Source organism: Flavobacterium cheonanense, assembly GCF_039539185.1.
GTDB lineage: Bacteria > Bacteroidota > Bacteroidia > Flavobacteriales > Flavobacteriaceae > Flavobacterium > Flavobacterium cheonanense.
In genome coordinates this window covers 472429-491730 of the sequence record NZ_BAABCT010000001.1, presented here as the reverse complement: position 1 = coordinate 491730, position 19302 = coordinate 472429, and the positions used below count along the sequence as shown (strand labels likewise).

The following is a 19302-nucleotide window of genomic DNA, read 5'->3' as shown; positions in this document are numbered from 1 at the left end:
ATTTATTATTTTTACAAAATCAGTTTAACGCTCGTTTAACAATCTTTAACGTATCATTAATATTTGTAACTTTGTGGAATACAAAAATAAAAATGCAACTCAAATTTTACAAATATCAAGGAACAGGAAATGATTTTGTGATGATTGATAATCGTCAAAATTTCTTTCCCAAAAACGATACCAAACTGATTGAACGCCTTTGCGACAGACGTTTTGGTATTGGTGCTGATGGTTTAATTCTTTTAGAAAATGACAATTCGACAGATTTTAGAATGGTTTACTATAATTCTGACGGAAATGAAAGTTCGATGTGTGGTAATGGCGGACGATGTTTGGTAGCTTTTGCTAAAAGTTTGAATGTTATAAATAATGAAGCAACTTTCATCGCAACAGATGGTTTACATCATGCAACAATTGACGAAAATGGAATTGTATCTCTTCAAATGAAAGATGTTGATGAGGTAAAAATCGATACAGAATATGTTTTTTTAAATACAGGTTCACCGCATCATGTAACTTTGGTAAATGATTTGGAACACTATAATGTAAAAGAAAATGGTGCGGAAGTAAGGTATTCTGATTTATATGGAAACGCTGGAAGCAATGTCAATTTTGTTAATCAAATTTCTGATAATCATTTCCGACTAAGAACTTATGAACGTGGCGTTGAAGATGAAACATTATCTTGTGGAACAGGAGCAACCGCAACAGCTATTGCTATGAATGTAATCGGAAAAACCAATTCAAATTCAATTGATATAAATGTAGAAGGTGGAAAGTTAAAAGTCAAATTTGAAAAAACAGACAAAGGTTTTGAAAAAGTTTTTTTAATTGGACCAGCAACTTTTGTTTTTGAAGGAGAAATAGAGTTATGATTTGTAAATCCAACTTCGTACTTTGTATCTCGTAATTCGTACTTTTCATGATAACACTTAAAGGAACAACTATATATTTACGCGCTCTCGAACCAGAAGATTTGGAGTTTGTCTATCAAATAGAAAACGACGAATCGATTTGGAATGTGAGCAATACGCAAACGCCTTACAGTAAGTTTTTAATTCGTCAATATCTTGAAAACGCACATCAAGATATTTATGAAGCCAAACAATTACGCCTTGCAATATGTAAAAATGACACTTTTGAAGCAATTGGTTTAATAGATTTATTCGATTTTGATCCTGTAAATAATCGTGCAGGAATTGGTATTTTAATTCAAAATGAAACTAATCGTGGTAACGGAATAGGTAAGGAAGCACTTAGTTTATTAATCGATTATAGTTTCAAACAATTACAATTGCACCAACTTTATGCAAATATTGGAATGGATAATGAAGCAAGTTTAAACCTTTTTACTACTTTTGGATTTCAGAAAATAGGAGTGAAGAAAGATTGGATTTATCAAGGTAATTCCTTTCATGACGAAGCTCTTTTTCAGTTAATCAATCATCAACATTAAAAAAATATTGTTTTGAACAAAAAATTAAAAACCATTTTAGGAATTGGAACGGCACTTTTTTTAGTTGTCGCAACTATTGTTTATGTGAAGTTTTTCTTATCTAATACTAAATTCTCTAAAGATGAACTCTATGTTGAAATTCCAACAGGTTCCAATTATGAAGATGTTAAACGAATCGTTTCACCCTATGTTGAAAGTATGAGTGGTTTTGATCTAATGGCTAGTTTGAGAAAATATGATGACAATGTTAAACCAGGTAGGTTTTTGTTTAAAAAAGGAATGGGTAACTTTGGTTTGATAGCTTCTTTAAGAAGAAATTTACCAGTAAAAATTGCTTTTAACAATCAAGAGCGATTAGAAAACGTGGCTCAAAGAATTGGTTCTGAAATTGAGGCGGATTCCTTAGGATTGATGACAGCTTTTAGAGATAGCGTTTTTTTAAAGAAAAATGGTTTTACAAAAGAGAATGTTTTGTGTATGTTTCTTCCTAATTCGTATGAATTTTATTGGAATACCTCTGCAGAAAAATTCCGTGATAAAATGCTTGATGAGTATAAGAAATTTTGGAATAAAGATCGTTTAGCTAAAGCTGAAGAATTAGGGATGACTCCAGAGCAAGTGGTTACTTTAGCTTCTATTGTGCATAAAGAAACTGTTAAAAAGGATGAGCGTCCAAGAGTAGCCGGTGCTTATTTGAATCGAATTACTCAAGGTATGCCTTTGCAAGCTGATCCAACGGTAATTTATTCACTAAAACTTAGAGATAATGATTTTGATCAAGTTATAAAAAGAGTTCTTTACGGTGATTTGACCATTTCATCAGCTTATAATACTTATGTTAATATTGGTTTGCCTCCAGGACCAATTGCGCAGCCAGATATTAATGCTATAGATGCTGTCTTAAATGCTGAAAAACACGATTACATCTACTTTTGTGCAAGTGTTGAACGTTTTGGATATCATGAATTTGCTTCAACTTATCCTCAGCATCAAGTTAATGCAAAGAAGTATGCTGATTGGTTGAATACGACTGGAACCAACCGATAAGTGTTGAAAAAATCACCTTTAATACTATTGTTTTTACTTCTGTTAAAATTCAACTTCGGATTTTCTCAGAGTGACTTCAATAATTTTTTCAAACCTTCCGATTCTTTAAATAATAAACGTCTCAACGGAGTTATTATCTCTAAAACTGTTTTAGCCTCTAGTGCTTTGGTTGGTCTTAATCAACTTTGGTATGCAGATTACCCAAAATCTGACTTTCATTTTATTAATGATAATGATGAATGGCTTCAAATGGATAAAGCCGGACATGTTTTTTCGGCTTATCATTTAGGAAGCTATGGTGCAAATGCTTTGAAATGGAGTGGTTGTGATAGAAAAAGTCAATTAGTATATGGCGCAACTGTTGGTTTTGCTTTTTTAACGGCTGTCGAGGTTTTTGATGGCTTTTCGCAAGAATGGGGTGCATCTTCAGGAGATTTAATTGCTAATGCTGGTGGAACCGCTCTATATGTTTCGCAAGAATTATTATGGAAAGAGCAACGTATTGTGCCGAAATTGTCATTTCAAACTACAAAATATGCTTCCTTACGTCCGAATGTGTTGGGTAGTTCACTTTCTGAAGAGATTTTTAAAGATTATAACGGACAAACCTATTGGTTATCAGTGAATTTACATTCATTTTTTAAATCTTCTAAATTGCCCAAATGGTTAAATTTGTCTGCAGGTTATGGTGCAGATGGTATGATAGCTGGAAGAAGTGAAACAGTTGCTGATTTAAACCTTCCTTTTTCGAAAAGAGAGCGACAATTTTACTTAAGTTTGGATGCAGATTTGACAAAAATTGAAACAAAATCTGCTTTTTTAAAGACTTTTTTTTCGATTTTTAACGCTATCAAAATTCCAGCTCCAACGATTGAAATCAGTGGCTCACAAGGAGTTAAATGGCGTGGTTTTTACTTTTAGAAAACTTTAACTGCTTGATTTTCAATTTTATTTAAAAATAAGTTGTACATTTGCACCGTCAATATCAAGATGGTGACAGCACTTGGAAATTACAATTTATGATAAATAGATGGTCGTTTTACACAGGAATCGTTGTGTTAATTGGATTTATAAGCTCCGCTTTTAAACCTATAGAATCTTTCAATCATAACTGGTTTTATGTAGACGAAAATGAAGAATTGTTATATCAATTTCCTTCAGAAAAACCATCAGATTATATCAATACTTCAATACCTTTTACCGGAAAATATTTTATTGGATTTAAAGAAGCTATCGCTTTCAAAGAATCTCAAGGAAAATATAATAAGGTTAATTCTTTAGGATATTTAGGTAAATACCAATTTGGTAAATCAACATTAGCTTCAATCGGAATTAAAGATAGCATGCTATTTTTGAGAAATCATAAAATGCAAGAAAAAGCTTTTATCGCGTTGTTGAAAAAGAACAAGTGGGAATTAAGAGAAGTGATAAAAGAATATAGAGGTAAAATGATTGATGGTGTAAGAATTACTGAATCAGGAATTTTAGCAGCAGCTCATTTAGGTGGAGCAGGTTCTGTTAGAAAGTTTCTAGAATCTAACGGAAGAAAAAAATGTAAAGACAACTACGGAACTTCTGTAAAGTCGTACATGAAAGAGTTTGGAGGTTATGAAACTCATAATATCAAACCTGAAAGTAGTCCTAAGGTGATAAAATAGTTAAAAGTTATATAATAAAAAAGCCATCAAATTCTGATGGCTTTTTTGTTTAATAAGATTTGTGTATTATAAATATCGTAGGTCGATTGTGTAAATCAATGGTTGCTTTTTTCCATTCTGAAACTTTCATTGTTTTGATGTATTCTGTTGGAAGTGTTATATCTGCAGCAATACATAAATGAGTATTTGGTTGTAATGTTTGGAGAAAATCTTCTAATAACTTATTGTTTCTATAAGGTGTTTCAATAAAAATTTGCGATTGGTTTTTATCAAAAGAAAGTTTTTCAAAATTTTTCAAAGCCGATTTTTTATCAGATTTGTCAATGGGTAAATAACCATTAAAAGCAAAACTTTGTCCATTCATTCCGCTTCCCATCATGGCTAATAAAATGGAGGATGGCCCAACTAAAGGTACGACTTGAATTCCTTTTTCATGAGCTAGTTTAACAATTGCAGCACCAGGATCGGCAACTCCAGGACAACCAGCTTCGCTCATTAACCCAACATTAATTCCTTGTAAACAAGGCTGAATCATTTCGTTGTGTTCAGAAACTTCGGTGTGTTTGTTTAAAGAACTAATTATTAGAGAGGATTGTACTTTTTCTGGGTAAATACTTTTTATAAACCTACGTGCAGTTTTTTCATTCTCAACAATATAGCAATCTATAAATTCGATGGCTCTTTTAACTGTTTGAGGCAAAACATCATGCGGATTGCTTTCGCCAAGTGTTGTAGGAATTAAATATAAAATACCTTTTAAGTTTACTGGCTTCATTAGGAATGTTTTGCTATTAATTTTTTTGCTAATAAATCCGTAGCTTCATCAAGCATTTCGTAAACCATATCAAATCCGTTTTGTAAACCATAATATGGGTCTGGCACGTCAACATTATCACCAGGAAATAATTCGTCTAAAATAAGTTGCACTTTATTTTTGTCTTCTTCGTTTTTAGCCATAAAGACAACATCGTCATAATTTGAACCATCCATAACATAGATGTAATCAAACTCTTGAAAGTGTTTAGGAGTAAAAAGTTTACCTCTTTGGCTGGAAATATCAAGTCCATTTTTTTTGGCCGTTGCTATAGAACGCTCATCAGGTTGTTTACCAACATGCCAATGACCAGTTCCGGCAGAATCTACCAAGAATTTATCTTTAGGAAGTTTTGCAGCTAATAAACCTTCTGCCAATGGTGAACGACAGATATTGCCTAAGCAAACCATTAAAATTTTAACGGACATAGTATTAAGTTTCAGTTTTTACTTTCAAATGCAAAAGTAAGAAAAGCTGATTTCTATAATGATAATTTTTTGTGAATATCTTCAACAAATTTTTTGAATTGCTTATCGGTAGAAACCAAGTTGTCAACTGTTTTGCAGGCGTGTAAAACAGTAGCGTGATCTCTGTCTCCAATTTGAGAACCAATATTTGCTAAAGAAGCTTTAGTAAATTTCTTTGCAAAAAACATAGCTAGCTGTCTTGCTTGAACCACATGACGTTTTCTGGTTTTAGATTGTAAAGTATCTAAATCCAATTGGAAATAATCAGAAACTACTTTTTGGATGTAGTCGATTGATATTTCACGTTTTACATTTTTAACAAATTTCTCTACAATGCTTTTTGCTAATTCGAGAGTAACTTCTTTTTTATTGAACGATGATTGTGCAATTAAAGAAATAATTGCGCCTTCAAGTTCACGCACATTAGATTTTATGTTTTGTGCAACATATTCTACAATTTCGTTTGGCATTTCAACACCATCACGATAAAGTATGTTGTTCAAAATAGAAACTCTTGTTTCGTAGTCAGGTTGGTGTAATTCAGCAGATAATCCCCATTTGAAACGAGATAACAAACGTTGTTCGATATCTTGCATATCAACAGGAGCTTTGTCTGAAGTAAGAATTACTTGTTTTCCATTTTGATGTAAATAATTAAAAATATGGAAAAACACATCTTGAGTACCTGATTTTCCTGATAAGAATTGAACGTCATCAATTATTAACACATCTATCAATTGATAAAAATGAATAAAATCATTACGATTGTTTTTCTTAACAGAATCTATATATTGTTGTGTGAATACTTCGGCAGAAATATACAACACGGTTTTTTCAGGATATTTATCTTTAATTTCAACACCAATAGCATGAGCTAAGTGAGTTTTTCCAAGTCCAACACCACCAAAAATTAATAATGGATTGAATGAAGTTCCTCCAGGTTTATTGGCAACTGCCATACCAGCTGAACGAGCTAATCTGTTAGAATCACCTTCTAAGAAATTATCAAAGCTATAATTCGGATTAAGTTGCGACTCAATTTTTAAGTTTCTAATTCCAGGAATCACAAAAGGATTTTTAAGTTCTGGGTTTAGGTTTTTAAAAGGAGCGTCAACATCTTGTGATTTTATTGGAGCACGGTGAGCAGATGGCAATTGTTCCGTAAACGGTTGTTTATTGCCGTAAGTGTTTTCCATTTTAATTTTATAGAGTAACTTTGCGTTTTTTCCAAGTTCTTTGGTTAGGGCAACTTTTAGTAATTTTACATAGTGTTCCTCAAGCCATTCGTAAAAGAATTTACTTGGAACTTGAATGTACAATGCGTTATCGGAAAGTTCAACGGACTTAATAGGTTCAAACCAAGTTTTGTATGCTTGCTCTTGAATGTTGTCTTTTATAAATGACAGACAGTTTTCCCATACCGATTGCGCAGTTTTGTTCATATTATTGTTAAAATTACTAATTTATTTAAAGGTTCTCTTACAAAAAAAAAGGAGATTTTCTTTGTGTTTTTTGGGTTAACAAATATGTGAACAAATTTCTTTAAAAAAAAATAATATGGTATTGATTTTTTAAAAATTTTGTTGTAAAGAATAATTTGAATTTAGATTAAAAGCAAAAAAAATAGATGAACGGACACGAAGTACAAGTTAGAGTTAGATATGGTGAAACCGACCAAATGGGAGTAGTATATCATGGCAGTTATGTGCCTTATTTTGAAATAGGAAGAGTGGAATGGCTTAGAAATAAAGGCGTTTCGTACAAAGCATTAGAAGAAAGCGGAATTGCTTTGCCAATAGTCTCAATGCATTTAAATTACAAAAAACCAGCTCGTTATGATGATATGTTAACAATCAATACGAAGTTGAAGAAATATAGTGGTGTAAAGATTGAATTTGATTGTGAGATTCGCAATGAAAATGAAGAGTTATTAACAACTGCTCATTTTATACTCGTTTTTGTGGACATAAAAAATGGAAAACCTATTGTTCCGCCAAACTATATTTTGGATATTTTAAAAGCAGAAGTTTAGTCTTTTAATTTTATATCAATTTCAAATAAATTATTAAAAATGTCGACAATTTGTTCGGCATTTTTTTTGCGTGTTGCAATTTCAATTTCGCAACTTTCGTTCATGTTTTGCGAAATGATTTCGAGATTTTTTTCTTTAATTACTCGCATTACTTTATTCATGTTTTTGTAATCAAAAGATACAATATAATGTATGTTAATTGTTTTTTCAATAATTTCAGAGGCTTCCAATGCCATTTGAGCTGAAATTCGGTAAGCTGAAATCAATCCGCCAACACCTAATTTAATTCCGCCAAAAAATCTAACAACTACTACTAATATGTTAGTCAGTCCAAAAGATTGAATTTGTCCATAAATTGGTGCTCCAGCAGAATTACTTGGTTCACCATCATCATTGGCTCTATATTGAATTTTATCGGTTCCAATTTGAAAAGCATAACAAAAATGTACTGCTCCAAAATGTTGCTTTCGTAAGATGTCTAAATGGTTTTTGATTTCTTCTTCAGAAGTTACAGGAAATGCGTAGCCAAAAAACTTACTGTTTTTTTCTTTAAATAAAATTTCTTCAGATGGCGATGCAATGGTTTTATAGGTGTCGTTCAAAACTTAAAGCGGCAAATGTTTTTGATTGAACAAGTCTACGACATCTTCTTTTCCAACTTCTAGATTCCATACGTGAAGTCCTAAACTAGCTGCTGCATCTGTATTTACTTTTTTATCATCTACAAATAGAGTACGTTTAGGTGATAAATCGTATTTATTCATTATGGTTGTAAAAATGGCAGGATCGGGTTTTCTCATTCCCATTTCATAAGAGTAAAAAACTTTTTCAAAACATTGATAGAAATCACTGAAAAAAGAAACTCCAACATTGTGTTCAAATCTACTTATGTGAATTTCATCTGTATTTGTTAATAGAAACAATTTGTATTTTTTATAGGAAAGCATTTGTAAAAACTCCAATCTATATAATGGAAATTCACCAATTATAGTATTCCAGGCTCCTCTAATTTCTTCTAAAGATGCATTAGGAATAAATTGATGAAACGATTGAATGAATTCTAATTCTGTAACTTTTCCCTTTTCAAATAAGTCATTTATTTCAACAAGTTCAGGTTTAGGTTCGTTTAAACCTAATTTTTTGAATGCTTCAATTTGAGCCTGTTTTTCTAAATTGATAAAAATATCACCAAAATCAAAAATTATTGTATCAATCATAATTGAAAAATGTTAAAAGTTCGTCATTTAAAATTTTCTCTTTTTTACTATTTTCTCCAGAAATAGTTGGCGCTTTGGTTCCTGATTTAAAATAAATTTCTCCACTAAAAACTCGCGCTTCATCCCAAATGTTTGCATCAATAAACGTCTGCAAAGTTTGTCTTCCACCTTCAATAATTACCGATTGAATTCCTTCATTAAATAAGAAATCGGTAATTCCAAGAGCAATATTGTTGTTGAAATTGATATTCTCTTTAGTTATCGTAATGGATTTTACTTGATTATCAAAGATATGACTTTCTTTTGAAATTCTATTATTTTGGTCTAAAACTATTCTAATAGGATGATTTCCAGACCAATCTCTAGTTGTCAAACTTGGATTATCTTCTATAACAGTATTGGTTCCAACAAGAATTGCCTGTTCTTCACTGCGCCATTTATGAACTAATTGTCTTGAAAATTCATTGGTTATCCAAACTGGTTCTTTTTTTTCTTTAGATAATGGTGCTATAAATCCGTCTTCACTTTCTGCCCATTTCAAGATAATGTAAGGACGTTTTTTATTGTGAAAAGTAAAAAATCGTTTGTTTAGTTCGTTACATTCGTCTTCAAGAATTCCTACAGTAACATTTTTGCCAGCTTCAATGAGTTTTTTGATTCCAGTTCCTGAGACTTTTGCAAAAGGATCTATGGTTCCAATAACTACATTTGGAATTTTATTGGCAATAATTAAATCACAACATGGCGGTGTTTTTCCAAAATGACTGCAAGGTTCTAAACTGACATAAATAGTTGATTTTGAGAGTAATGATTTGTCTTTTACAGAATTTATAGCATTTACTTCTGCATGTGGTTCGCCTGATTTTCGGTGCCAACCTTCACCAATAATTTCGTTATTATATACAATTACGCTTCCAACCAAAGGATTTGGATAAGTTGTACCCAAACCATTTTTGGCTAATTCGATGCAGCGTTTTATGTATGTATCATGTGTTTTCACATCACAAAAGTACTATTTTTGTAATGTAATTTTATAATTCAAAAGCATTTGATTATTTGAATTTTGAATATCCAACTTTGAATAACGAATTTTGAAATTTTAGAAATGATAATTAGAGAAATCCAACCAGAAGATAACGAACAAATTGCCAATGTAATTCGTCAAGTATTTATATCGGATGATTATCCAAAAACCGGAACTGCTTTTGCTGATAAACAATTGGATTTTATGTTTGAAACCTATGATAAAGTAAAATCTATATATTTCGTAGTTGAAATTGATGGAAAAATTGTTGGTGGAGCAGGAGTAAGCCAATTGGATAATTCGGAAGAAAATATATGTGAATTGCAGAAAATGTATTTCTTGCAGGAAGTTCGTGGAAAAGGAATTGGATTTGAAATGATTCAAAAATGTTTGACAAAAGCAAAAGAATTCGGCTATGAAAAATGTTACTTAGAAACACTTCCCGAAATGCTTGCGGCTCAAAGTTTGTATAAGAAAGTTGGGTTTGAGTATCTTTGTGAACCACTTGGTGGAACTGGTCATACAAGTTGTCCAGTTTGGATGATAAAAGATTTAAATTCCAAAAGTTAATTTCCAAATTCCAATGTTACTAAAATCATACAAATCCACATTTTTACAAGAGCTTTCTTCTTTATATGATGAAAAGGAAATTGAGAGTTTCTTTTATATTGTATTAGAAAGTTTTCACAACAAGAAGCGAATAGATTTGGCTTTGAATCCTGCAATGGAAATGGATGCTGTACAATTATTGCGTTGGGAAAGTGTTTTGGCTGATTTAAAAACGGAAAAGCCTATACAATATATATTAGGAGAAACAGAATTTTATGGTTTGCCATTTCTTGTAAATGAAAACACATTAATTCCAAGACCAGAAACAGAAGAATTGGTAGAATGGATAATTTCAGATAATAACATCCAACATCCAACATCCAACATCCAACTTCTTGACATAGGAACAGGAAGTGGTTGTATTGCTATTTCATTGGCTAAAAATCTTCCAAATGCTCAAGTTGCTGCAATTGATGTTTCTGAAAAAGCTTTGGCAACAGCTCATAAAAATGCTGAAATAAATAAAGTTGATGTGAATTTTATTAATGTTGATATTTTAAAAGTTGATGAATTATCAGAACTTCCATTTTGTCACACTGAGCGCGGTCGAAGTGCCAACTTCCAACTTCCAACTTCTATTGATATTATTGTTTCCAATCCTCCTTATGTTAGAAATCTTGAAAAAGAGGAAATAAAACCTAATGTTTTAGAATATGAACCTCATTTAGCATTATTTGTTGAGGATAATGATGCCTTACTTTTTTATAGAAAAATAGCAGAATTAGCCAAGAAAAATTTATCAGAAAACGGAAAGTTATATTTTGAAATCAATCAATATTTAGGCAAAGAAACGGTTGAATTACTTGAAGAAATGGGTTTCAAGAATATTGTTCTGAAAAAAGATATTTATGGAAATGACCGAATGATTTCGTGCAAACTGAACTCTGAGACTGAACACTGAGACTGAATACTGGTTACTCGTATCTCAACGCCTCAATTGGATCAAGTTTCGATGCTTTTATCGCTGGATATAATCCAGAAACTATGGCTACAATGAAACTTGTTATTACAGCAGCAATAATTGCACCCCAAGGAATTACAAATCCGAATTTCATTAAGGATGCCATTAGATAACCTACCAACATTCCTAATATTATTCCAATCAATCCGCCAATTTGAGCAATTAGTAAGGTTTCCATAAAAAACTGCCAAGCAATGGTATTTCTTTTGGCTCCAAGTGATTTTCTGACACCAATTTCTCTAGTTCTATCGGTTACAGAAACAATCATGATGTTCATTAAGGCAATTGATGAGCCCATAATGGTGATAATACTGATTACCCAAGCTGCAGCACTTAAATATCCTGTGATATTGGCAATTCTGTTTGCTAAATCATCACTTCTTGATATTCCGAAGTTGGTTTCTTCTACTGGACTTAATTTTCTAATTTGTCGCATGGTAACCGTTGCATCATTTACAGCACTTTCTAAAAGTTCTTTTTTATCTACCATCGAACTTACTGTATAATTGATGTTTGGTGTCGAAAATAACGAACGTGCTACTTGTATTGGAATAAGAATTCGTAAATCTTGATTATTTCCGAAAGTTGAACCTTTTTCTTTTAAAACCCCAATTACTTTAAATTTTGCACCTCTTATAGAAAGAATTTTATCAACAGGATTGACATCTTTTAGTAAACCTTTTGTTGCAAAATCGCTACCAACAACACAAACGTATGCATTGTTTGAAATATCGAATGGATTGAAGTTTCTACCATTTACAATTTCTAAACCTGAATTGGTTGTATAAAGGTCATCTACACCTAATACACTTATTTCGGGATCGGTTTTTTCGTTTTCATATTTTACTTCTGCAGTACTTGTTGCTGTAAATGAAACGGAAGTATGTGTAAAAGGATAATCGTATTTTTCTTTGAATGCTTTGGCTTCAGGATAAGAAATGATAGGATTTATTTTTTCAATTTCGCCACCACCTTGGTTTCTTGTCGAAAACTCATATTGATTGATGTTGAACGTATTCGAACCCATAGAAGCAAATTTCGAGTTCAACTCGTTGTCAATTGCCGAAACAACGGTAAGAATTCCTACTAAAGCCGTGATTCCTATGGCAATAATGACAATGGTAAGAATCGTACGCAACAATTGTGCACGAATCGAACCCATAGCAATCTTTATATTTTCTCTGAAAACTGCATTCATAATTCTTATTTGACACGAAATTACAGTTTTTGTTACAAGTTTGTGTTATAAGAATTACAAATTATTTTAAAAAGTATGATATTTGTACCATAATTTCAGATATCTGATTTTAGATATTAGATTTAATGTCTAAAATACAATCTGAAAATTTAATATCTGATATCAAAAATCTAAAATCTAATATTCAAAAATGGCATCTAAACCAAGTATTCCTAAAGGTACACGTGATTTTTCACCAGTTGAGGTTTCTAAACGTAACTATATTATTGCTATTATGCGCACTCATTTTGAGAACTATGGCTACCAACCTATAGAAACACCAAGTTTTGAAAATTCAGATACTTTGATGGGAAAATATGGAGAAGAAGGTGATCGATTGATTTTTAAGATATTGAATAATGGTGATTATTTGGATAAAGTATCTTCTGAAGAATTACAAACAATTAACTATAAACAATTAACTAGTAAGATCTCCGAAAAAGCTTTACGCTACGACTTAACAGTGCCATTCGCAAGATACGTTGTGCAACACCAAAGTGAGATTGAGTTTCCTTTTAAAAGGTATCAAATTCAACCAGTTTGGCGTGCCGATAGACCACAAAAAGGTCGTTTTAGAGAGTTTTATCAATGTGATGCAGATGTTGTTGGTTCAACTTCGTTGTGGCAAGAAGTAGAGTTGGTGCAATTATATGATGCTGTTTTTGCAGAATTGGGATTGTATGGTGTTACCATTAAAATCAACAATCGTAAAATTTTATCTGGTATTGCTGAGGTTATAGGAGCTTCTGATAAGTTGATTGATTTTACAGTTGCTTTAGATAAACTAGATAAAATAGGAGAGGACGGCGTCAAAAAAGAAATGCTTGAAAAAGGAATTTCTGAAGAAGCTTTAGTCAAAGTGCAACCATTATTTAATTTTACTGGAACTATTCAAGAGAAAATCGAGAAACTTTCGGTTTTACTTTCTTCGTCTGAAGAAGGAATAAAAGGAGTAGAGGAGTTACAATTTATTTGTGATAATGTTTCAAAACTTGGATTACAAAAAGCAACTTTAGATTTAGATGTAACTTTGGCTCGAGGATTGAATTATTACACAGGAGCAATTTTTGAAGTTGCAGCGCCAGAAGGAGTTGCCATGGGTTCGATTGGCGGTGGTGGAAGATATGATGATTTGACAGGTATTTTCGGATTGAAAAATATGAGTGGAGTAGGAATATCTTTTGGTTTGGATAGAATTTATTTGGTTCTTGATGAGTTGGGATTGTTTCCAGAAACGGTAACTACCGCAACGAAAGTGATGTTTTTAAATTTTGGAGAAACCCAATCTTTTGAGGTAATGCAAACCATTCAAAAACTAAGAGTTGCTAACATTAAAACTGAAATGTATCCGGATGCTGCCAAAATTGATAAACAATTTAAATATGCCGAAAGAAGAGGGATTCCTTTTGTAGTAAAAGAAATTTCAAATGGATTGTTCACTTTGAAAAATATTATTTCTGGTGAGCAAGTTCAGGTAGACTTTTCTACGTTAAGTAAAACTTTGAAATAAATCTGATTATTTTAAATAAAAAAAACCACGTAATCTACGTGGTTTTTTTGTTTTGTTTGATTGCCTCAGATTTTGATTTAACGTTGTGTTTTTATGTTATCGTTTTCTTTTTTTAAAATAACATAAAAATTTTTCTGTTTTTTCATTTTTTTTTTAGAGTTTATGTTTTAAACCTAAGGACTTTTTTTTATGTCTTTTTTCAAACCCCCATTTGAAAAAGACATGCACCAATCAGTATTATGGTGTAAAAGTATTGTTAATAGATAATTGTGTTTTAAATTTTAGATGATTGAAACTTTTCTATCGTTGAAAGTATAAAGTTTTTCGATGATTAGTAAAAAGTAAAAAGCTCCACATTTGCGGAGCTTTTTGGCGTCAAATCAATCATTTAAACCCTAGCAAAAACGATTTTTCTTTAAGACTTACCTTATGTTTGTTTTCATTTAAAGAATAGACCAACTTATTTCGCAAATATATAGATGAAATAAATGGGAGTATTTATTTTTAGATGAATGTACAGTTTCTTTAGTTGGATGGTACTGATTTTAAGATTAATAGTAAAAATAAAAAGCCCCACTAATTGTGGAGCTTTTTGGCGTCAAATCAATCATTTAAACCCTAATTAAAAACGATTTTTCTGCTAGTATCACCTTTGTCTGTTTTTACTTTTACAATGTAAGTTCCAGAACTAATTCCACTGATAGGCAATTGGATGTTTTGTTGACTTTGATTTTCTACTTCAAAAGTCGTAACTAATTGACCTAACAAGTTGTATAGTAATACTTGTTCTACTGTGGCATCAGCCACGTTATTTTTAATATTCAATATGTTTTTAGTATTAGCGTAGGCTACTTCAATTCCGTTTTCAATATTGAAAGAAGCATTAGCTAAAGCAGCACTATTATCTTTAAATGTTAAGGTAAAACGATTATCTGTTAGACCTTGAGGTAATTCAACAATATAAGGATGATCAGTAATTTCATGATATTGGTTATTTGTATTGTCATGAATGAATGCTCTTAAGTTATCACCACTTGTAAAGTTTTCTGCAGTGTCTAGCATAATTTTTACTTCACCTGTTACACTAGTTTTGATTCCGATAGGGTAAGAGTTATTTACATTAAAGTTTCCTTCTCCTTGAATTACAAGTTTAGTTCCAGTATTGATAAAATAAATATCATTTAATTGGTTATCAATGTTTACCGCGTCGTATCCGAAATCTATTGCGCTTGTAGCAAGTTGATTCATAAATCCTAAAAGAATTTGTCTGTGATAGTTATCTTTAGATGTTAATCCTAAACGTATTTTCTTGAAAGAATCAGTTGTTGTTTCGTCATCTTGATTGTTTGTAAAATGATTTACAGATGATAACATATTAGTATTACTTCTGAATAAACTTGTTGATAAAGCATTATCTTCTTTAATAAATGCTCTTTGGTTATTATTAAAAGTAACCGTACCTCCAGTACCAGAACCTACAATGAAGAATCCTTGGCTTACTGGAATATATCTTTGAGGAACTTTTGCACTTGCACCAACTCCACTAATACCTGCAGGAGCTGTTGGAGGCGTTCCACCAACTAAGTTTCTTACAGAATATCCACCTTGGTAAGCTACCAAGTTGTGAGTATTGTTAGTACTTGAATGTTCCCAGAAATATAAAGCTCCAGTTGTTGAAGCATTATTATCTGATATAAATGCATTAGCATCAAGAGCAGAAGCATATGGGTTACCTGCAAGATTCAAGTTGTTAGCTGCTACAGTTGTTGTAATTAAACCATTGTTAGGTTTACCAACAAAAGTAAAGTTTTGATTTGCACCTGCAGCACCGCTACCTTTTAAAGTAAATCCTTGTGCAGCATTTAATGTACCACCAGAACCTACAGACTGCCAGTTAGCATAACTATTGCTTAGATTTTGGAATTTGAAAATCCAGTAGCTACTCAATGTTATAGGACTTGTTGGACTACCATTCAATCCAGATGTCCAAGTAATGTTTTGAGGTGTACTTGTTGTACCATCTTTCATAACACCATTTACAGAAAATGTATTGTTGTTAGTTGTGTTATTGATAGTTCCTACAGGTGATGACCAATAATTATAGTTATAAATATTTTTAGTTCCTTGTTGATCTCTTTCTATTCTACCAGAACTTGTAGGGTCTAAATCACTATTGATTGGTTGTACTAATTGTGATCTTCCTTGTAAGTCCATTATACCATCTAATTTGAAATGATGTGTAATTTCAATTTTAGAATCGTTAGATGCTGATACTGTATTTGAGTGAGTAAACAATCCTAAAAGAACTTTGTTTCCATTTGAATCGATATTATGATTTGTTCGAACGATATTCCAATCAATTGGAGTTGTACCATCAACTATAGATAAGCTATAAGGGATATCTTGAATAGTGCCATTAGCCCATGTTACATCAGTTGACCAAGAACCATTTGCTGTACTTTCATAAGGCATTGGAGCTGTTTGTACATTGATAGAAATTTTATCAGGTATTACTAAGCTACCTCTATTAATGTTAACCGAATCATCATCTAAGTGAGTACCTATGTAAGAGTTCATAGAATAGTAAGCAAATAAGTTATTCCACAATAAACCACTTAAATCATTTTTAGTAACAGTTGATGGTATAATTGTACCAGTTGTACCTGTTCCATTTTGTAAAATTTCTTGGTTCAATATAAATCTAATTTCAGTAGGAGTAACCACTCTGTTCCACATTCTTAGTTCATCAATATCACCTTTAAATAGGTTGTTGATTGTTGTTTTGTTAACATATTGTGCACCAATTGCAAAAGTACTTGTAGAAGCTAAAGGAGGAACTGCTAAAGTAACAGATCTATCTTGAACACCATCAATATATATTCTCAATGTTCCTGCACCATAAGTAACAGCTATGTTATGCCATTTAGCATCAGGTAAAACAGTATTTGAGATTGCACTTTGAGCTATTCCTAAAGCTCCTCTCCATTCAATTCTGATTCTATTATCATTTTGTAACACCAATTGATATCCAGTTGTAGCAGTTGCTTTTTTAGCAATAATTGTTCTTTCAGTCCCTAAATCATTAGCTCCATTTGGTCTAATCCAAGTCATTACTGAGAAGTTATTACCAATTTCATTTACATTATCAATTCTAACATAATCATCGCTACCATCTAATGTAATATGTAATGGATTTGTTGCACGATGTGCTACACCAAAAGTGATGAATTTGGTTCCGTCAAAATCATATAAACATGTTTCATTTAAACCTGTTGTTGACATAAATACAGTTTCTACACCTGTTGTGAAAGCAGCATTTGTAGCTACAACCATAACATAAGCATCTGTTGGTCCTAAAGCTGGTAAACCACTTGTGAAAGCTGCTGTAGGTATTGCAATTCTTGTAGTAGCAACATCACCACCAGTTTCTACAACTTTCCATTTTCTGTTAACAACTTCTGTGATTGTTGTAATAGTCGTTGGTCCTAAATCTACTGTTAAGTCAACACCTGAGTTATTCATGTTTGCACCATTCGAACCCCAAACTAGGTAACTTCTATCTGTTGCAAATGAATTTGTGTTAGCTGTATTAGTAGCTAAAATATCAGTCAAACCAATAGTCATAACTTCTGTTGTATTGATACTTTTAGATTGTTTTTGAGAATGTTGAGAAGCATCATCTCTAAAAATACCAGCAATATCAAAATTGTAACCTGCATTAGTTGTTGTATTCCAAACAACGTTACCATTCGAGTCTTCATAGTTCATTGAAGTTCCGTTTACTCCTAATGTGATACCATATTTTAAAGCTAAGTAAGTTTCTATTCTTCTTCTTTCACTCACATCATTTTTTCTGCTAGAAAAAGAGATTACCTCGGCAATTCTACCTCCAAAACTTCCATTCCAAACTTGACTTCTTCCTAACCAATATCTTCTGTTAGATAAGTTAGCAAATTGTGGAGCACCTACTTCTTTATTGTCAATTCTATTTGCATTAAAATACAACTGTTGACCATTTATTGCAGGATTATTTCTTGCATTTAAAATGCTAATTGCATTGGAATAAGATGCTGAAGTACTTGTTTGTGCTATACCATATCCTCTCAAGTTCACATCTGCAGGATTTGGAGATGGACTTGAACCTATACAATAACTCACAACTTCATTGTCCATTCTAATTGTATATTGCCCATAACCAAAACCTGTACCATCATTGTCGTATGGATTTAAATTTTGTGAACAATATATGTCTGTACTTGGAGTTGCAGCGCTGTAGGTTGAAGGGACATCATTTACAAGGACTAAATATTGCTCATGTGTAAAAAAACCACCAGTTCCATTCAATTCAGCTTGATTAGTTAAGCCAGTATAATCTGATAAACCACTTACAGCTGGATTATTGTTAAAGAATACTGTAGGGTTGAAGTTAATATTATCTGTAGCATTATTTTTAAATCTTGGTCTATTTGTTAATGCCGCTCTTGTAGCATCAATAACAGTTGCATCATTTCCTTTACCAACATCTTCCCATGAATTTACATCTGTATTGTCTGATGCTACACCAGTTCCATTAACTCTATCTGCTCTTAACCAAGTTTCTAGGTGAGCTGTTATACCTCCAGGACCATTGGTGATAGTATTGTAAGTTGTACCTATAATAGAAACATAATCTAAATAGAAAAATCTAGCAGAACTGCCTATTGCAGCTGAAAATCTAAATTGAGATGTTGCAGAGAATGTGAAGTTTGTAGAAAAAAGAGTGCCATAAAAGGCATGATAAATTCCTGTAGTATTCATATCTCTAATTGTTCCTCCATTACCAACTGTATAAACCCTAACGGTTTGCCATGCAGCAGCTGTGTTTGGACGATACTCCAAAGTCATTGTTTCATTAAGGTTTGCATTATGTCTTAAGAAGAATTTGACATCAATTTTGTTATAAGGCAAAGTATTTATACCAGCTGCAGGTGACGTTAATGTCATACCAGTAGTTCCTCTAAATCTGACTGCGTTTGAACCTTCATAAGCAGTCGCTCCACCTGCAATTCTAACAACATTGCCTCCACCAGAAGTCCATATACCAAATGAAGATTCAAATGTTTCAGAATTTATTACAGTTTGAGATAATGATGTTAATGGTAATAGCATTAAAACTATAACTCTTAATAACATTTTTGTTTTAGTAAAATTTTTCATAACTCTTAGGGTTTTAATTATGATTTCTTTTTTTTCATCAAGTAAGAAAATCATAAATCTTACTTATATGTAAT

17 protein-coding genes are annotated in these 19302 nt (G+C 32.0%); 9 read left to right on the top strand and 8 right to left on the bottom strand.

What is annotated here, in order from left to right; genetic code table 11:
* The first annotated feature begins 92 nt into the window (after positions 1 to 92).
* From dapF to ABD766_RS02350, 5 genes are read left to right on the top strand one after another with little or no spacing between them, the layout of a single operon-like run.
* Positions 93 to 875, top strand: a complete 783-nt coding sequence (dapF, locus tag ABD766_RS02370; protein WP_344815199.1) for a diaminopimelate epimerase — start codon at positions 93 to 95, stop codon at positions 873 to 875.
* 47 nt (positions 876 to 922) lie between these two features.
* A complete protein-coding gene (locus ABD766_RS02365; RefSeq protein ID WP_344815198.1) occupies positions 923 to 1456 on the top strand; it encodes a GNAT family N-acetyltransferase in 534 nt (177 codons plus the stop codon).
* Between the two features lie 12 nt (positions 1457 to 1468).
* Positions 1469 to 2503, top strand: a complete 1035-nt coding sequence (gene mltG / locus ABD766_RS02360) for an endolytic transglycosylase MltG (RefSeq protein ID WP_344815197.1) — start codon at positions 1469 to 1471, stop codon at positions 2501 to 2503.
* Positions 2504 to 2506: 3 nt separating this feature from the next.
* On the top strand, positions 2507 to 3424 hold the full coding sequence (locus ABD766_RS02355) for a DUF2279 domain-containing protein (RefSeq protein ID WP_344815196.1): 918 nt from the start codon (positions 2507 to 2509) through the stop codon (positions 3422 to 3424).
* A 50-nt stretch (positions 3425 to 3474) separates the two neighbouring features.
* On the top strand, positions 3475 to 4161 hold the full coding sequence (locus ABD766_RS02350) for a peptidoglycan-binding protein LysM (RefSeq protein ID WP_344815195.1): 687 nt from the start codon (positions 3475 to 3477) through the stop codon (positions 4159 to 4161).
* A gap of 49 nt (positions 4162 to 4210) precedes the next feature.
* Here the strand turns inward: ABD766_RS02350 and ABD766_RS02345 are convergent, their stop codons facing one another.
* From ABD766_RS02345 to dnaA, 3 genes are read right to left on the bottom strand one after another with little or no spacing between them, the layout of a single operon-like run.
* Positions 4211 to 4936: an SAM-dependent methyltransferase gene (locus tag ABD766_RS02345; protein ID WP_344815194.1), complete on the bottom strand. Its 726-nt coding sequence runs from the start codon at positions 4934 to 4936 to the stop codon at positions 4211 to 4213.
* A complete protein-coding gene (locus ABD766_RS02340) occupies positions 4936 to 5403 on the bottom strand; it encodes a low molecular weight protein-tyrosine-phosphatase (protein ID WP_344815193.1) in 468 nt (155 codons plus the stop codon). The genes ABD766_RS02345 and ABD766_RS02340 overlap by 1 nt, the downstream gene beginning before the upstream one ends.
* Positions 5404 to 5456: 53 nt before the next feature.
* Positions 5457 to 6884, bottom strand: a complete 1428-nt coding sequence (gene dnaA / locus ABD766_RS02335; protein ID WP_344815192.1) for a chromosomal replication initiator protein DnaA — start codon at positions 6882 to 6884, stop codon at positions 5457 to 5459.
* 185 nt (positions 6885 to 7069) lie between these two features.
* Here dnaA and ABD766_RS02330 point away from each other — a divergent pair, with 185 nt between their 5' ends.
* Positions 7070 to 7474 (top strand): acyl-CoA thioesterase, encoded by a 405-nt coding sequence (locus ABD766_RS02330; protein ID WP_298305942.1) that lies wholly within the window; start codon positions 7070 to 7072, stop codon positions 7472 to 7474.
* On the opposite strand, the gene ABD766_RS02325 is transcribed toward ABD766_RS02330, so the two are convergent.
* Genes ABD766_RS02325 through ribD form a run of 3 tightly spaced genes read right to left on the bottom strand, consistent with a single transcriptional unit; the run spans position 7471 to position 9691 of the window.
* The gene (locus tag ABD766_RS02325) at positions 7471 to 8076 is read right to left on the bottom strand and encodes an IMPACT family protein (RefSeq protein WP_344815191.1); all 606 of its coding nucleotides are present in this window, start codon (positions 8074 to 8076) and stop codon (positions 7471 to 7473) included. The two genes, ABD766_RS02330 and ABD766_RS02325, sit on opposite strands and share 4 nt — an antisense overlap.
* 3 nt (positions 8077 to 8079) lie before the next feature.
* A complete protein-coding gene (locus ABD766_RS02320) occupies positions 8080 to 8691 on the bottom strand; it encodes an HAD family hydrolase (protein ID WP_344815190.1) in 612 nt (203 codons plus the stop codon).
* Positions 8684 to 9691 (bottom strand): bifunctional diaminohydroxyphosphoribosylaminopyrimidine deaminase/5-amino-6-(5-phosphoribosylamino)uracil reductase RibD, encoded by a 1008-nt coding sequence (gene ribD, locus ABD766_RS02315; protein ID WP_344815189.1) that lies wholly within the window; start codon positions 9689 to 9691, stop codon positions 8684 to 8686. Before ribD ends, ABD766_RS02320 begins: the two co-directional genes overlap by 8 nt.
* Positions 9692 to 9796: 105 nt before the next feature.
* Between ribD and ABD766_RS02310 the strand changes: the two genes are divergently transcribed.
* The gene (locus tag ABD766_RS02310; RefSeq protein ID WP_425556546.1) at positions 9797 to 10285 is read left to right on the top strand and encodes a GNAT family N-acetyltransferase; all 489 of its coding nucleotides are present in this window, start codon (positions 9797 to 9799) and stop codon (positions 10283 to 10285) included.
* A 13-nt stretch (positions 10286 to 10298) separates the two neighbouring features.
* Positions 10299 to 11225 (top strand): peptide chain release factor N(5)-glutamine methyltransferase, encoded by a 927-nt coding sequence (gene prmC / locus ABD766_RS02305; protein ID WP_344815188.1) that lies wholly within the window; start codon positions 10299 to 10301, stop codon positions 11223 to 11225.
* 13 nt (positions 11226 to 11238) lie between these two features.
* Here prmC and ABD766_RS02300 read toward each other — a convergent pair whose 3' ends face one another.
* Complete coding sequence (locus ABD766_RS02300) at positions 11239 to 12483, bottom strand: ABC transporter permease (RefSeq protein ID WP_344815187.1); 1245 nt, start codon at positions 12481 to 12483, stop codon at positions 11239 to 11241.
* A gap of 190 nt (positions 12484 to 12673) precedes the next feature.
* Between ABD766_RS02300 and hisS the strand changes: the two genes are divergently transcribed.
* Positions 12674 to 14032, top strand: coding sequence for a histidine--tRNA ligase (gene hisS, locus ABD766_RS02295; RefSeq protein ID WP_344815186.1), 1359 nt, complete (start codon positions 12674 to 12676; stop codon positions 14030 to 14032).
* 618 nt (positions 14033 to 14650) lie between these two features.
* On the opposite strand, the gene ABD766_RS02290 is transcribed toward hisS, so the two are convergent.
* Entirely contained in the window at positions 14651 to 19228 is a 4578-nt protein-coding gene (locus ABD766_RS02290) for a T9SS type A sorting domain-containing protein (RefSeq protein WP_344815185.1), read from the bottom strand.
* Positions 19229 to 19302: the final 74 nt, after the last annotated feature.

Excerpts from the sequence above, each read along its gene's own strand:
- dapF (WP_344815199.1), top strand. The coding sequence starts at position 93 with ATGCAACTCAAATTTTACAAATATCAAGGAACAGGAAATGATTTTGTG.
- ABD766_RS02365 (WP_344815198.1), top strand. The coding sequence starts at position 923 with ATGATAACACTTAAAGGAACAACTATATATTTACGCGCTCTCGAACCA.
- ABD766_RS02345 (WP_344815194.1), bottom strand. The coding sequence starts at position 4,936 with ATGAAGCCAGTAAACTTAAAAGGTATTTTATATTTAATTCCTACAACA.
- ABD766_RS02340 (WP_344815193.1), bottom strand. The coding sequence starts at position 5,403 with ATGTCCGTTAAAATTTTAATGGTTTGCTTAGGCAATATCTGTCGTTCA.
- dnaA (WP_344815192.1), bottom strand. The coding sequence starts at position 6,884 with ATGAACAAAACTGCGCAATCGGTATGGGAAAACTGTCTGTCATTTATA.
- ABD766_RS02330 (WP_298305942.1), top strand. The coding sequence starts at position 7,070 with ATGAACGGACACGAAGTACAAGTTAGAGTTAGATATGGTGAAACCGAC.
- ABD766_RS02320 (WP_344815190.1), bottom strand. The coding sequence starts at position 8,691 with ATGATTGATACAATAATTTTTGATTTTGGTGATATTTTTATCAATTTA.
- ABD766_RS02310 (WP_425556546.1), top strand. The coding sequence starts at position 9,797 with ATGATAATTAGAGAAATCCAACCAGAAGATAACGAACAAATTGCCAAT.
- prmC (WP_344815188.1), top strand. The coding sequence starts at position 10,299 with ATGTTACTAAAATCATACAAATCCACATTTTTACAAGAGCTTTCTTCT.
- ABD766_RS02300 (WP_344815187.1), bottom strand. The coding sequence starts at position 12,483 with ATGAATGCAGTTTTCAGAGAAAATATAAAGATTGCTATGGGTTCGATT.
- hisS (WP_344815186.1), top strand. The coding sequence starts at position 12,674 with ATGGCATCTAAACCAAGTATTCCTAAAGGTACACGTGATTTTTCACCA.
- ABD766_RS02290 (WP_344815185.1), bottom strand. The coding sequence starts at position 19,228 with ATGAAAAATTTTACTAAAACAAAAATGTTATTAAGAGTTATAGTTTTA.